The sequence below is a fragment of the Novosphingobium sp. SG751A genome, from assembly GCF_013149295.1.
GTDB lineage: Bacteria > Pseudomonadota > Alphaproteobacteria > Sphingomonadales > Sphingomonadaceae > Novosphingobium.
In genome coordinates this window covers 1-14,393 of record NZ_JABGCB010000046.1, presented here as the reverse complement: position 1 = coordinate 14,393, position 14,393 = coordinate 1, and the positions used below count along the sequence as shown (strand labels likewise).

The window sequence follows — 14,393 nt, the reverse complement described above, 5'->3', positions numbered from 1 at the left end:
ACCGGCACCTTCGTTCCGCGCCACGCTCCCTTGCGCCATTTATGATCGCCGCCCTGTTAGCGTAATCCGCGTGCTGTGAAATGCGCGCTTACGGATGCCCAGCAGGTGGCGATACTCGGTGTCTATTATGGCGGTCAGGACTTCACTGCCGGTTGGGCTGACGATGAACAGCAGCACTGATCCCAATGTCGGGGTACTGCTGAAATAGCAGACTTTCGCGGGCCCAATGGAGAGTGCCCATTGGCAACTTGATCGTTGAATGACCAAGGTGCGGTGCCCAAGGCGTCGAACTTTGGGGCCCCGGAAGGATACGTTCCAGCACTGGTTGTCATTCTTGCTTTTTCAGGACCTCCAAGCAAAACGGCGCCCGTCCCCTAAGGGGCAGGCGCCGCTGCGTATCCATTCATGCCGCGCGTCACGCTTCCTGTGTGGCAGGAACCTTGGCTTTCGCGGTCGATTTCTTCGCTTTGCCACGGTTGGCGGGGGCAGAAACTGCCTCGAGCGTAACTGCTGGTGTCGGATTTGTCACCTTGCCCTCGACCGTTTTAGCGGCGGCGCCCTTCGCCTTGGTCGGCTTGACGGCGTTGTTTCCGGTGGCCTTACCTTCGGTCGACGAGGCGGATTTTGCCTTTGCCGCGCCGCGCTTGCGCACGCTTGTGCCATCCGGGATCGGATCAGCAGCAGGCGCATCGGGTGTGTCTGCGGCGCTCGTTAGGACCTCGGGTTCACGCGCCATACGCTGCTTTCTGGTCGCCACCGGTTTTACCGGTTCGGCGGGCACAGTCGCATCGACGGGCACCGAGGCTTCTTCCGCGACCTTCCGAGAGTGACGCGCGGGTTTACCCTTGGTCTCGGCGGCAGGTTTTGCCTCGGTAGGCATCGGCGAGACCGTGGTCGAGGCAACAGGAAGCTTTTCGGTTCTGGCCTTTGACTTGCGGGCAACGCTCTTTGCCGTCACGCTCGAAGCGGCATCTTCTTCCGTCGCCGGCAGCGCCGCCTCTTGGGACTCTGCGGGAGCGGCGACCGTTCCGTCTGTGTCATTGAGGCGAACTGCACTCTTGCGGCCAAGCCCGATCTTTTCGGCGATCTCGCGGCGCATCGCGGCAAAATTCGCTGCGACCATCGGGTAATCGGGCTTCAACCCATAGCGCACGCGATATTCATCGGGCGTCAGTCCGTTGGTCGCCAAATGCCGTTTCAAGGTCTTGTATTTGCGCCCATCGATCAGACTGACAAGATAGTCGGGCTTGATCGAGGAACGCACCGGTACCGCCGGTTCGTAAGCAACGACTTCGGGCACAGGCTCAACTGCAGGCGCTTCGTCCAGCCCGGCAATCGCCAGATGCATGGACTTGAGGAAAGCAGGAACATCTTCGGCAGCAGGATTTACATTGGGATTCTGGAGCCAGGCGATGGTAATATCGCCTGCCAGTTCGATGAAGTTGGGCGCACCCTCAGAATTGTTCTCGGCCATGATTGTCCTCAAGCAGATGAGGGAGGCGAGGGTTAGACATCTTGCGGGATCAGGTCAAATATTTGTCACACAAAAGGCCGCTTGCTCCCTTTGGGGATCGGGCAGCGCAATATCAATCGAACATGGACTGACTACTTTGCGTGAACGGGGCATTGGTCAATCCCATGCTAATGCGCAAAGGAGGATGTAAAGGTGGCGCGGCAGTTGAGGACCGTTGGGGATGTATCGCCACCACCGCCCTTTTCCTGCTGACCTTCCGCCGAGCGTCGGGTATGGCTGATGCATGACCCGATCATACCACTGATGGAAATTTCCGATGAAAACCAACCGTGCCCTTGAAGCTGCCCGAGCAAGGGAAGATCGGGAGAAATGCCGCGACTGGCTGATCCCGCATATGAGCGACGGCAAGCCCAAGCTGCGCACCAAGGATGGCTATCGCGATCTGGCTCGTCAGGAGTTCAGCTTCTCGAGCGCAGCCTTCAACGATGCCTGGATCTGGGCGGTGGAGGACACAGGCCGTCAGGACTGGTATGAAAGCAGGGGGCGCAACGAAGAAGCCTGATCCGGTCGTCCTGCGGCTAGCCTAAGGCGCCATCATGCGGCGCGGTCTGCCCCCTGATCGACCACCTCCGCCTCAGAAACAGGTGTTTAGCGACCTGATTAGACTCGCCCATGGTGGCTCCTGGTTCAGAAAAGTTGGGGCTATTTTCTGCCTAGGTGTAGACCCACGAGCGCCTATGACGGTAGCAGCGCAAACCATGAGTATCATAGCAACCATCATGAATTCGTCGACTGGCTTGGCCATTCAGAAAATGAAGTTCGAGCGCATGCCCAAGCCCTGGGTGACGCTTCATCTCGAATCGGGTGAACAGGTTACCGCCGACCGTGTCCATGTCGGCAAACCAGCGCCGGGCAAGTTCATCACTCCGGTTGAAGTCTGGGTAACGCCAAAGGGATAATCACGAGCTGCCGTGCTTGGCGGGAAGCATCGCCGCCAGAGCGGACGTTTAGGTATCCATGTATCCCAACGAAAGCAGGCGCTTGTTCATGTGCACTATGAGCCGGCCGACAGGTATTCCTTCAACCGTTCCGGCCGTTGCGGAATGGGTAGCGCCGGATCGAAGACGTGAACCTGCGCGCCGGTTTTGGCAAACATCGCCTTGAACATCGGCAGCGTGCTGGTCGGCGCCGCTATATAGATCCTGGAACCTTTGAGACTACCGGGCTTTGCCTCGGCCAAAATGGTTTTCATGCGGGCCACGAAGTGGTCCAAGGGGGCGATGCTGGCAAAACTCATCGGGCCATTGGAATAGTCCCGCGCGAGCAAAGCGTCGCGCATCCAGCCTTCTGAAGCCGCATAATCGGGGGCAGCCGGATCACGGAGCACCGTGCTTTTGGGATAATCCTCTTTCCAGCGAGGCGCGGATCGGAAGAACGCCTCGTCGAGATAGTGGGACCAAGCGAATTCCGTGTTTTCAGACGGGCCCAGCAAGGGCGCGATAAAGGCCCGCTTGGCTTTCTCGTCATAGTCGCGCCGGGATTGCGCCTCTTTCGCCACGGCGGCCTGCGCATTCTTCCATGCAGGCGATGCGCCGCTCAGCACTGCACCATCCGAAAGCCTCATGACCGCATCAACATAGGCCTCGACATCAGTCCCTTGCCGGTCGCCCGGCACCACGATCGGGATCATCACCGTATCATCAGGCCCCAAGTGTGGATCACCACGCCAGTGAATCGAACTGACCGAATGGCCAAGCGCGAAAATATAGTCCTCCGAGACAATATCGTTCAGCGCCAGCGCGCGGATCAGACGCCCATGCCCATCATGGATGGCCACCACGTTGGGCCCATAGCCCATCGAATGCCAGTTATCGAACGTGACCACATAACGGCCGCCATCAGCTATCAGCGCAGCAACGGGAGCCACCTCGTTGGTCAGCGGGCCGGACCACACCGCAGTCCACACGCCATCTGCTCCCACATGCTCGATGGTTGCGGTTGCCCTGCTCTGCTGTTGCCCCTTGGCGCCACCTGCCGGCTCGCGCTTTTTCACCTTGTCGGAAAAATAGGCCAGAGCGCTGGTCAGTTCGCGCGGGCGGACTTGCAGGCGGAAGGTCTTGTCACGCGATTGATAGGTTTGCGGCTGGGGTGGCAGCCACTGATCAGCGCGGCAGGGCGTTGCGACGAACGCGAGAAGGGCAAAAAGCAGTTTTGAACGTGAGTACATCATTTGAGCAAAGGTCGCATAAGAAGTGCCAGCCTGCAAACGCCGCCATAGCGGTCGTTCAACGGCGGAGGTCCCTTCCCTGATAGCTGACCTACGTTCAGCGACCGCCCGACAGATAGCGACCTACTGCCGCTTCTAGATTTCGTTCGGCATTCGTTCTATGCAAAGGTAAAGCCTATGAATCAAGTGGAGCATGGGGCGTGGCCGGACAGGACAACGAAGCATATTTGGCAAGCGTGGAGGCGATGCTGGCTGCCGAAGGTATGGCTGAGGCCGCCGAACTGCTACGCGAGGCCGATGCGGATGTGGTCGAGACCGGTTATGACAATTGGAACGGCGGCACGCGCCTCTACACGGTTTTCCTCTCGATCGATCCGGCGAGCTTCGGTCGGTTAGGCGCCAAATGCGCAACGTTGGAAGAGCAGATCACCGCCCGAGTGAAGCTGGTGTACGAACAGGATGACAACTCCTGGTTCAGCGCGGCTATCCGCCCACGAATACAGCCTCGACCCGACTGGCGCACCGCGCCGGCCGCTGTGTCCCGCCGTGTCCGACGTAACATAATCGATGGCCTCAAGGTCGATAATATCGCCTGGATGGGCACGCTCGAAGATGTAGAGTTCCTCCAGCGGCTTTGGGATCTTGAAGCGATGCCCTCGACCGATAGTCGCTACAAGGATGCCGCCGGTGATATCTGGCAGCATCGCTGGAATAACCATGACTGGGACGATGACTGGATTTTCGAGGACAAGCGCTTCGATCTGATCGATGGGCCTGCCGATCGCTTTCTCGCGTTCCTCGCCGAGACGGTCCACCCAGTCGTCCGGCCGGACCGCAACCAGTCGCTTGAAATGGTGCGCGCGTTCAACGATCAACTACGGACCGAAGGCTGGATGCTGGTCGAGGTCGAGAAGATTGCGGGGCGACCGCGCTTTGTTGCGCAGGCGATCGGCGAGATTGGCGGGCGCTCGGTGTTGCGGGCGCGTTCGGTCGCAGATGCGCTTGATGCTGCTTGGATGCAGAAAGAGATCGAGCGACTTGAAAATGCGGTTGATCGTGATCCCGCGCTCGCCATTGGAACCGCCAAGGAACTGGTTGAAAGTTGCTGCAAGACAGTGCTGACGAAGCGCGGCGTAAGCTATGCATCGGGCGCTGACTTGCCGACACTGACCAAATTGGTAGCGAAAGAGTTGGGTTTGGTACCCGATGGAATCACCGATGCCACCAAGGGAGCTGAAACGATTAAGCTCATCCTGCGTAATCTAGCTGCATTGACCCAATATCTAGCCGAGCTGCGTGGACTTTATGGGTCAGGGCATGGCCGTGAGGGGAGCCATCGTGGCCTGCAGCCACGACACGCGCGGCTCGCTGTTGGCGCTGCGGTGTCGTTCATCGATTTCGTGACTGAGACATTTCGGGAGCGCCAGTTCCGGGAGGACGCAGTTGGTGCGCAGAGTACCGATCTAGCGGCACCGGCGGCTGCAACCAAGAACCTTGGCAGAAAATAGTCGCTGTCGCTGCTGCTGCTAGACGACACATTATCGAATTGCCGCCATCTGCATCTGGCGATATCAGTAGCGACGAATGGGGGCGTCTGAAATGACTTACAAGCACAGGGAAGCGCTTGTCGATCAGATCGTGGAGCAACAGCCGGCGCTGCGCAGCTTCGTACGGGAAAGCTCGGGCGACATGCTCGCAGGGAACTGGGATTTTGTGTCGTACAGCTTCCAGCGAGGGTTCGAATCTTTGTGGGATCTCGCGCGGACTGATCTCAGCGGTCTGCTCCAGATGCCACTTCTTTCGCTCTGGCGGCAAAGCGTCGAGCTTGCGATCAAATCGACCATCCTTGAACTCGCTGGCGAGATCAGCGGCAAAGCCAGCCACAATCTTCAGGCGCTCTTTCGGCAGCTGCTCGACATTCGGGCGAAGGAAGGATGCTGCGATAACGATGATCTCACCCAAAATGTCCAAGACATGATCGCCCAAGTTCAGGCTTTCGATCCGTTCGCCGATCGCTTTCGCTATCCGGCCGACCGGGGCGGAAAGCCCTATGCAGGTTTCGCGATCGATGTGGATGAACTCTTTCAGGCCCATTGGATCATCACGACCTGGTGCGAAGGCGCGGTCATGGAAATGCGTGAGAATGGATATACCTGAAGAGGAATCGCATGCCGTTAAAGCTCACGCCCGTCAGCACGAAGGAGTGTATTTTCTCCGAGTGGGTGATCTCAAAGAAGAAGCGGGCGGCGCTCGTTGAGATAATTGCGTACCTCTACCTGCGTCAGGAAGAGAATGCGCAGAGAGTCATCGCTGAGTTGGAGCCGCGGCGGCGTGCAAAAAAAGGCAAGGTCGCTGAGAATGTCGTTCGCAAATTGACCGCGCCGCACGCCGAAGATGTGGAGCTATTCCGGTCAGGGGCAGCGGCCGAGAAAGAGTCTGCTCGCAAACGGATCGCGACCACAGTTATCCACCGGGATGGTCTTCTGTTCCAGCATATTTCCTGGGTTGCTGCGCGCCTCGCGATGCCGAACGGTTATATGACGTCGCCTCATGTTCGTCAGGCTGACAAGGGCTTTGACGGCTTCATCATCGAACTGGATGACAGCGGCCGCGAGATCGAGCGTATCGTCCTCTGCGAGGATAAAGCGTCTAAATCGCCTCGCGCGCTCATCAGCTCGAGCGTGTGGCCCGAGATCACCTCCATCCGCAAGGGTGAGCGGGATGATGAAATCCTCGCAGACCTCGTCACCTTGCTCAAAAGCATACCCGACATCGATGCAGAGACGGCGGTCGATAAAGTGTTCTGGGAAGATGTGCGCGAGTTCCGTGTGGCTGTCGCTACGAGCGAGAGTCAGCGCAGGGCGGGTAATTTCCTACACATCATAGCGGGATTCAAAGCCACGGCCGAGGGTGCGATTGAAACGCGCACGGCCGGTGTTCTGGCCTTCGACGATGTACGCCAAGGCTTGGCCGAGCTGGCAAGGGAAGTCATGATGAAAGTCGAGGAGATCGCGGGTGTTTGATCCCAGTTCCCGCGCTCTGCTGCGGCAAGCTCCAGACCTTCCCGGTCTCGATCCTGAAATCCTAGATGAGCTTCTTACAGAGGCGCACATCGAATTGGCGACTGTGCGATTGCAGGCGCGGGAGGAAGATCCGGAGGCCGTGAGCGAAGTTATCGGCCGGGTACGGCGATTGGCCTCGACTTTCGAGGCCTATGTCGCCCTTGACCTGCGACCCGATCAGACGCGTGCGGCCGCCTTCGTCGCGGCGAGCGCCCATCAGATTTTGGGTCGTGTGCGTTCACTTGCCTTGGATCGTCCATCGCTCGTTTCAGGCGATGCGATTGGGTCAGTGATCTCGGCGACACTTCTGTTCCTGATTGCCGATCGTGCCGCAGATGCAGCCGAGGTTGCGGCTCAACTGAGGGCGAGAGGAGAACCGCGAGCAGTCCGACGATCTCTGATCCTCAGCCTCCGGGAATTGGCGACCGGGAACCTGACCGAGCTGATCGAGCGAAACCTGGATGAAGATCGTATTCCCCAGACCGACAGTCGCGAGGTCGCGGCCGACCTTTTGCTGAGAGAGTGCGCCTATGTTCTGCAAGCTCTAGGGCAGGAAGCGCGCGGAAGCGACACGCCTGATCCCGACATGCGCACTAGGCTTGAACGTGTGCTCCGTCTGTCGCGAGCTTCCGCGGTAGATATCAATCTTGGGCTTGAAGGTGCAGTCCACCTTCAGTTTGCTGGGCCGCATCATCTGGCGACGCTCTTGAGCCGCCTGATCGGCGGAATGCAGGAAGCCATGCTGGTCCGGCTGCCCACGCCTGCCGGTGCGCAGGCTACGGCGTGGACGGATTGGCTGCTCTCGCAAGTGGGCTCGCGCCCGTTTCTATGGATCAACCACTTGAAGGCAGTCAGGACGGGCTACCTGAACAGGGGCCGGTCGATGGTCATGACGTCCCCGACCGGCTCCGGGAAAACCACGCTCTCGGTTCTGAAAATTGCAGCGACCCTTTCCGCCGGAGAGAGCGTCATCTATCTGGCGCCGACGCATGCTCTCGTCGACCAGGTCGAGGCCGACATGTCCGCGCAGATCGGCGGGCTGGAGCCCGTGAGCGTGGTCGAGGATCTCGCCCTGGAGGATATAGGGGAACGGCTTCCGCCATTCTCCGTCATGACGCCGGAGCGCTGCCTCGCCCTTTTGGGCTTTGCGCCCGAACTGTTCGACAAGGTCGGGCTCCTCGTATTCGATGAGTTTCATCTAATCGGTGCAGATAACCCAGCGATCTCCTTGACCGTCAACGCGCGCGCGATCGATGCCATGCTGGCGTTGCTCACATTCCTGCGCCGCCGCAAGGACGCGGACCTTTTGCTGCTTTCGGCCATGGTCGCCAATGGCGCTGAAATCGCCCGGTGGCTGCGAGGTGTGACGGGACGGGAGGTCGAGGCGTTCGACGATCCCTGGAAACCGACACGCCAATTGCGCTCATGCGTCATCTATGACCGAGAGGCCGTTGCGGAGGCTGCGCAAGCCTCGTCGAAGGAAAAAACGAAAGCTGCCCGCAATCGCATACCTGCACAGCCACTGGGTCTCTTTTCGTTGATCTCAGGCTGGCATCCGAAAAGGCCCGAGAAGCTGGTGATCCAGCCCCTCACGGCCGGACTGCCGTCGCTTGTGAGAAACGATTCCGGCCGGCTGACATCCAACAGAAACGAAGTCGCAGCGCAGATCGCAGCGGATTATGCAGCTGCCGGAAAACGAGTGATCGTGTTTTGCAACGATACAAAGGCCTGCGGTAGCGTCGCTGACCAGATCAATTCCCTTCTGCCGCCAGCAACCGCCGCGTTGGACGAAGCGCAGCAGGAGATGCACGAGGCCATACTCAAAGATGTGGGTTCGGCCGAAGCGATGTTCGATCCCGCAAAGCGACGGGCGGCCGTCCATCATGGCGACCTTCTGCCTCTGGAGCGGCGGCTGACGGAAAGCGTTTTCCGAGTCAGGCGGGATGCAGAGAGCGAAGATGTTGGGCTCGATGCGGTAGCCGCGACCTCGACGATCGCACAGGGACTAAACCTTCCCTGCGATGTCGTGATTCTAGCTGGCACCGATAGAAGTGTGGCCGACGATCCCAGTGGTAATCCGCGGGCGGACTTGCGCCCACATGAAATTCTTAATGCCCTAGGCAGGGCAGGTCGTGCGGCCTACGCTGCGACTGGCCTCGCTATCGTCGTGCCGGGCAAGCCTATTCAGGTCGAACTGGACGATCTCGACTTCCCTACCGAGCAGATACTGAACACCGTCTTCTCCGAACAGGACGCCTGCGAAAGCATCCATGATCCCATTGAGTTGTTGCTGGATCGGATCGAGGTCGCTGCCGATTCCGACCCTAAAGCCCAGGCCCTCATTCGTCGCCTGTCGGATGTGACCGCGGCGGGGGAAAGCGGCTTTGACGATATCGTCAAGCGCTCCCTGGGATACTTCCGGCGCAGGGAAGCGGACGCTCAACGGGCGGAACAATGGCTTGAACGCCGACGCACAGCGCTCAAGGCCGCCGAGCAGCAATTGGACGATCCGCCCGTTCCGGAATGGGAGCGTGATATCGCGGTGCGAAACGGCGTGCCTCCCCGTCTGATCGAGCGATTGGTGAAGGCGCTGGACCGGGCGCCGGTTGAGGAGACCGCAACTGCCGTGTGGATCAGCTGGCTGCTCGATGTACTGGCAGAAAATCCCCTAGATTTGACGATCTTCGTCAGAGAAGGGGCACTGGAGTCAGTTTTCGGCCGTGCCTATAGTAACACGACGAAGCCTCGAGCGACCGCTAAGCGGATACTGGGCGCACTCAAGACCTTGGTGTCGATGTGGTGCGAAGGACGCACGCTCGTCGAGATCGAAGCATGGCTTCTCGACTTCGTTCGCAAGTATGAGGGAACCGTCAAGAAGCAGGCAAGCCGGTCGTCGACAGCACAGCGTGCGCGCCGGTTCGCCATCAGGATCACCCCTGATCTCGGTTTCCTGTGCGGTATAGTTGGGCAAATCGTCGCTCACAGAGCGTCGCAAGGGCAAGGGACGATGCTGCCCGTCATCGACATGCTTCCGCAAATGGTGCGTGCCGGGGACCATGATCGCCATCATGCCGCTATGAGGCTGATGAAGACCGCAGCCTCGCGCGTCGAGACGTTCGAGACGCATCTCGCATTGCGCGGGTCGTTCAAGGCCGGCGCTTCGGCGGAAATGGATACCGTGCGGGACGAGGTCACGACGGCGATCCTTTTTCAAACGTTGTCCGATTGGGATGATGAGGACTAGCGCGCGATGGTTACCCTTATGACCGGCCGCTTCTCTGTCTGCGCCTCTGGGTTCGGACTGCCGCCAAGTCCCCCTTCATGGGCATTCATGCGTCGATTTTTGTCCATGTTAACGAAGGGCAGCTCGGGCCTATCCGCGTCCCAGAGGAGACAAACCGGAGTGTCCGCCCTCAACGTCATTCCCAAGGATTGAGCAGCGCCACGCCTGTTCGTTCAAAATCCGCGACATTGCGCGTCACGACGGTAAGCCCATGCTCCAGCGCAGTTGCGGCGATCCAGGCATCACGCTCACTGGCAGGATCTGGCATATGCAGCGCCGCGCACCGCCGGGCGACATCCATGCCGGGTTCGAGCACCCTGTCGGCAAACCCCGGCAGAACTGTGGTTTCGAGCCAACGCCGCAGTGCCTGACCCTGTGCGGCATCCTGTCTCTCCTTCAGCCGAACGCTCAGTTCCAGTTCAAAAACCGTGAAGACAGAAAGGAAGGTCTGTGCCGGTGAGGTCGCCCGAAGCCATCGGACCACATTCTCGTCTGCCTTGCCCGAATGCAGTTTTCGGCTTTCAGAAATCACATTGGTGTCGAGCAGGAACATCAGTCGAATTCAGCCGGTCTAAAGCGCGGCATGGCTTTGGGGAATGCCATCGGGAAGTCGAGATCCTCGGCCGGCATCAGCATATCTGCAAGCGACCGGCTCTGACCGGCAAGACGCTCATATTCCTCGATGCTGAGCACGACGAGCGCAGGCTTACTACGCTCGGTCACAAAGACTGGGCCTTGTTTTGCCGCACGCTTGGCGCGCGCGGGATCACGATTGAAATCGCGGGAAGAAAGAAAGGACACGGTCACGGCACAGCCTCACTTGTCGTTACAATGCGACATAGCAGGAAAATAGTATGCTGTCATCTGATCTCTTTGCAGCCCGATGGTCGCCCGGCTGTGGACCGGCGTCGAGACTAACCACGAAAAATGGCAGAAGATGGCGAATTGTATGCGCCGATCAGCTTCCAAATCTCATGCTGATCCGCAGGCTGACCGAATTGTCCGCCCTTGCTGCCCATCGACCTGCAGCACCGACGGTATGGCGTTGCCGGAAACAAACACATAGCCAACGGCCTCCATCCAGAGGCGCAGGTCGTCTGGCAATCTCAAACTTCAGCTGCCTGTTTGAGCTTTGCGATATGGGCGATGCAGATCTCCTGAACTTTCTGCCCCAGCACTTGAATCCGCTCCCGGAGCCAGTTCAATTCCTCTGGAGAAATGTCGAAATGCTTTGAATGCTGGGCCTTCCTGTATGCGTCCTTCAGCTTTTGATACATCGCCCGCTGCGCATGTGTACCGCGAGGCCAAGCGTCGAACAGGCTCCGTTCCAGCCCTTCGGCAATGCCCCGCAAGAACACGATATTGGGATTACGAGGGGCATAAAATGTCAGCGTCAGCAGCATACATTTATACAGGTTTTCGGTTGCCTGATGGAGAAGGAAGGCAGCGTTACCGAAATAACCTTTGTTCTGATAAAATTCAGCGCCTTCGTACCATCGCATAGCCCCGGTAAATTTGTCTTCAAAATAGTCCTTGGCGGCGAGGTAGGCCTGCTCAGGTGTTTTAGGCTTGGGCTCCGCCAGCAAGCGATCATCGGACTGGTAGAGGATTACCCCGTCCTTTGCGATCTCCATGAACAGAAGCCGTCCATGGGATAGGCCATCATTCACCTGCTGAAGCGAATGGACGATGAAATTGATCGGCGTGCGAATGACCTTTTCGACATGATAGGCGTCGAACAACCGCTGCTCGGTTTCCTCCCAATATTCCGCGCGATCCGTCAGCTCCTTCTGATTGACGATCACGAGGATATCGTAGTCGGAGGTATATTGGTTTGCATCGAAGGGCGCATCGACCCAATCACCCCTAGCATAGGAGCCAAACAGGATGACTTTCAGGATCCGCGCTGATTTGCGTCGCCCGATCGCCTCCTGCGTTGCTTCGCGAAAGCCCTGAAACAAGATCTCTACCACGCGGTCGAGTTCGCGCTGTTTGACGGCCGGAAGATGATTGAGGTCACTGCGCATCTATTCGTTCTCAATTCCTGCAATTCGGAAGATTGCGCCGCTCACCGCACCACCTCGATTGAAACCCCGATGTCGAGATCTCCCCAAAGCCGATCTGCCGTGACGGCCACGGCCTGACGTGATCGCGCCAGAGCGAGGCACGAGCGCTCCCCCAGACCCAGTCCTACACCGCGGATCAGCGGATGGATCTCCCCGCCAATATCGGCCTGATCGCGATCTACCGCGATGACGTCGATATCGAGCTCTGCCAACATCGCTTTGGCTTCGGCAGCTTCGACGCCGCGATCCGTCAGCTTCGCCAGCACTTCATGGTAATTCACAGCCGATACCAAGGCGCGGGTCAAGCGGGCTTCAACCCGATCGGCTCCGGGCTCGTCGAACAGCAGACAAAGCAGCGCCGAGGCATCAAGGACAAATGTGGGATTGAGGGAGCTATCGGTCACGCGCAGCCTCAACGCGTCGCTGGGCGATCAGTTCCTCCGACACGAACCCTTCCTTCGGGGCAAAGGCCTTTAGCCGCTCCTGAACCCGCTTGAGCGCGGACCTTGCCGGTCGGATTCGTACCTCATCACCCTGTAGTTCAAAAAGGACTGTATCGCCATTTTGCAAGCCGAGAGCCCGGCGCATTTCTGCGGGCAGAGCGATACGCCCACCGGCAATGACTTTACCTCGTGCGATGTTCATGCCCATCGTCCCGGATCGAGTACTGACTGGCAAATGGTACCATGATGGCATACCTCGTAGCAAGTCGGTCTCGTCTTCCCGATCTTGACGGAAGGCGATTGCAATTTCGGCGCTCGCGGCAACAATCGTGTCGATCACGCGGTCGAGGGCGGACCGGCTGTTCCATGTGAGCTGGAGATCCATTCGGCGATGATCCTCGAGACTGGGCTCGCGAGTGAGGGCTCCCAGTTGAGCCAGTCTGGCCGAGCGGCGATGAGGCTTCGACACGATTTCATCGGTCGACAGGCAGGCCTGATAGAGCGTCTTCCCCTCGACTTCGGCGAGATAGACCTCGAAGAGGAGCGCAACATATTGCCTTGCGGAAAGCAGCGGCCCTAGGCTTTCGAGGATGACCTTCTCGACCCGCAGGAAGGCCCGGCATACCAGTGCGCGTGAGCTTGCCGACCAAAGGCTGGCGGGTTGGACGTCGTTCGAGTTTGGCATCACCGTCATAAGGACACTCCGCTTTTGTCGATATCGGAACCGTTGCGGGGAGGGGGATCAATCTCGCTGTATGGGAGGCCGGGATGCTGGGCACCCCTTCCAGGACGCATCGCTGCCGTGTTGTGCGAGGCGCTGACGATGGCGCCAGGTCGCGACGATCAGGACGATCTGCGTAACCCACCCCCATACCGCCAGGGCATTCATGTAGGCTTTCCATCCTGCCGCTGGAACAACGATCTGGCCGACATGGATGAACACTTCGGCCTGCAGCAGGGCGGCCACCCATATGGGCCAGAACCGTGTGCTGCGAATGGCAAGCCATAGAAAAATGGCCAGCAGCACCATGTCGATAATCAGAATTCCGGTCTCGAGCTGACGAAAGTGTGCTCTGGTCGGATCGGCGGCAAATACGCTGGCCCAAGCTCCGCCAAACAGAGTGGCCGCCCCGATCTGCTCGGGTCGGCCACCCCGCATGGCCGCGTAAAGACTGCTGGCGATCAGCAGGATGAGGAATGCGACATGTCTCGTCATATTAAACCTGAACCATTATGGAAATCGGTGTCAGGGAACCCTGACAGGCATCAGGCAACCCGCAGATGCTGTCCCACGTCAAGGGGGGCAACCTTGCCGGGTTTGACCAGATCGCCATAGCTGGCTTCGCGCAGGCCGATGTCGTCGCTCGCCTGTTTGAGATTGGCATGGGTTGCGACGATCTTTTCGCGGGTTTCAGCAACGAGCATCATAGCGGATGCAGAGCTCAGGATAGCTTCCTGTCCGACAATGGCGGAAATCCCTCCATCGAGTCGGGCAAGCGGGAGGGCGGCATTGAGTTCCGCGATACGGGCGAGAGCGATATCGAGGGCAGTTTCTGCGGCAAAGAGCCGTTCGGCTACCGTTTGGGCAATGGCTAGGCGTTGAGCACGCATGGTTTCTCCTCCCCGTTCCCGCTGAAGGAAACGGATTGTGTTGGATGATGATGGAAGGGACTGCTTAAGGCCGAAGCAGACTGCTCAGCCCGGAAAGCAGCGATACAGCGGAACCGACCGTAACGATGATACCTGTCCCCCGTCAGCACCCATGGCACAGATTTGATGTTGTGATTTAAGGAGGATTGGGGCTTCGTCGTAATGACGAAGGAATGCAGATGAAGCCC

15 protein-coding genes are annotated in these 14,393 nt (G+C 58.8%); 6 read left to right on the top strand and 9 right to left on the bottom strand.

The features are described from left to right. Positions 1-415: 415 nt before the first annotated feature. Positions 416-1,474: a MucR family transcriptional regulator gene (locus FHW96_RS26900; RefSeq protein ID WP_172343386.1), complete on the bottom strand. Its 1,059-nt coding sequence runs from the start codon at positions 1,472-1,474 to the stop codon at positions 416-418. A 316-nt stretch (positions 1,475-1,790) separates the two neighbouring features. Between FHW96_RS26900 and FHW96_RS25565 the strand changes: the two genes are divergently transcribed. Both FHW96_RS25565 and FHW96_RS25560 read left to right on the top strand, forming a co-directional pair. Then, the gene (locus tag FHW96_RS25565; RefSeq protein ID WP_172343385.1) at positions 1,791-2,036 is read left to right on the top strand and encodes a hypothetical protein; all 246 of its coding nucleotides are present in this window, start codon (positions 1,791-1,793) and stop codon (positions 2,034-2,036) included. A 196-nt stretch (positions 2,037-2,232) separates the two neighbouring features. Continuing rightward, positions 2,233-2,433: a hypothetical protein gene (locus FHW96_RS25560; RefSeq protein WP_172343384.1), complete on the top strand. Its 201-nt coding sequence runs from the start codon at positions 2,233-2,235 to the stop codon at positions 2,431-2,433. A 95-nt stretch (positions 2,434-2,528) separates the two neighbouring features. On the opposite strand, the gene FHW96_RS25555 is transcribed toward FHW96_RS25560, so the two are convergent. Beyond that, positions 2,529-3,740, bottom strand: coding sequence for a hypothetical protein (locus FHW96_RS25555; RefSeq protein WP_172343383.1), 1,212 nt, complete (start codon positions 3,738-3,740; stop codon positions 2,529-2,531). Positions 3,741-3,901: 161 nt separating this feature from the next. Between FHW96_RS25555 and FHW96_RS25550 the strand changes: the two genes are divergently transcribed. The 4 genes from FHW96_RS25550 (at position 3,902) to FHW96_RS25535 (ending at position 10,007) form a co-directional block, all read left to right on the top strand. After that, entirely contained in the window at positions 3,902-5,209 is a 1,308-nt protein-coding gene (locus tag FHW96_RS25550; RefSeq protein WP_172343382.1) for an abortive infection family protein, read from the top strand. Between the two features lie 91 nt (positions 5,210-5,300). Further along, complete coding sequence (locus FHW96_RS25545) at positions 5,301-5,858, top strand: hypothetical protein (RefSeq protein ID WP_172343381.1); 558 nt, start codon at positions 5,301-5,303, stop codon at positions 5,856-5,858. An 11-nt stretch (positions 5,859-5,869) separates the two neighbouring features. Beyond that, positions 5,870-6,724 carry a hypothetical protein gene (locus FHW96_RS25540; protein WP_172343380.1) on the top strand — a complete coding sequence of 285 codons (855 nt, stop codon included), beginning with the start codon at positions 5,870-5,872 and terminating at the stop codon, positions 6,722-6,724. After that, positions 6,717-10,007, top strand: a complete 3,291-nt coding sequence (locus FHW96_RS25535; protein WP_172343379.1) for a DEAD/DEAH box helicase — start codon at positions 6,717-6,719, stop codon at positions 10,005-10,007. The genes FHW96_RS25540 and FHW96_RS25535 overlap by 8 nt, the downstream gene beginning before the upstream one ends. 175 nt (positions 10,008-10,182) lie before the next feature. Here FHW96_RS25535 and FHW96_RS25530 read toward each other — a convergent pair whose 3' ends face one another. The 7 genes from FHW96_RS25530 to FHW96_RS25500 form a co-directional block, all read right to left on the bottom strand. Continuing rightward, positions 10,183-10,599 carry a type II toxin-antitoxin system VapC family toxin gene (locus FHW96_RS25530; RefSeq protein ID WP_172343378.1) on the bottom strand — a complete coding sequence of 139 codons (417 nt, stop codon included), beginning with the start codon at positions 10,597-10,599 and terminating at the stop codon, positions 10,183-10,185. Then, the gene (locus tag FHW96_RS26435; protein WP_172343377.1) at positions 10,599-10,853 is read right to left on the bottom strand and encodes a type II toxin-antitoxin system prevent-host-death family antitoxin; all 255 of its coding nucleotides are present in this window, start codon (positions 10,851-10,853) and stop codon (positions 10,599-10,601) included. The genes FHW96_RS25530 and FHW96_RS26435 overlap by 1 nt, the downstream gene beginning before the upstream one ends. Positions 10,854-11,152: 299 nt before the next feature. Continuing rightward, positions 11,153-12,073, bottom strand: a complete 921-nt coding sequence (locus FHW96_RS25520) for a nucleotidyltransferase domain-containing protein (RefSeq protein ID WP_172343376.1) — start codon at positions 12,071-12,073, stop codon at positions 11,153-11,155. A gap of 41 nt (positions 12,074-12,114) precedes the next feature. Then, positions 12,115-12,516 (bottom strand): type II toxin-antitoxin system VapC family toxin, encoded by a 402-nt coding sequence (locus FHW96_RS25515; RefSeq protein ID WP_371815817.1) that lies wholly within the window; start codon positions 12,514-12,516, stop codon positions 12,115-12,117. Continuing rightward, complete coding sequence (locus FHW96_RS26045; protein ID WP_216651085.1) at positions 12,506-13,249, bottom strand: AbrB/MazE/SpoVT family DNA-binding domain-containing protein; 744 nt, start codon at positions 13,247-13,249, stop codon at positions 12,506-12,508. The genes FHW96_RS25515 and FHW96_RS26045 overlap by 11 nt, the downstream gene beginning before the upstream one ends. Positions 13,250-13,297: 48 nt before the next feature. Further along, positions 13,298-13,771 (bottom strand): hypothetical protein, encoded by a 474-nt coding sequence (locus tag FHW96_RS25505; RefSeq protein ID WP_172343374.1) that lies wholly within the window; start codon positions 13,769-13,771, stop codon positions 13,298-13,300. A 50-nt stretch (positions 13,772-13,821) separates the two neighbouring features. Then, positions 13,822-14,166, bottom strand: coding sequence for a hypothetical protein (locus FHW96_RS25500; protein ID WP_172343373.1), 345 nt, complete (start codon positions 14,164-14,166; stop codon positions 13,822-13,824). Positions 14,167-14,393 lie beyond the last annotated feature (227 nt).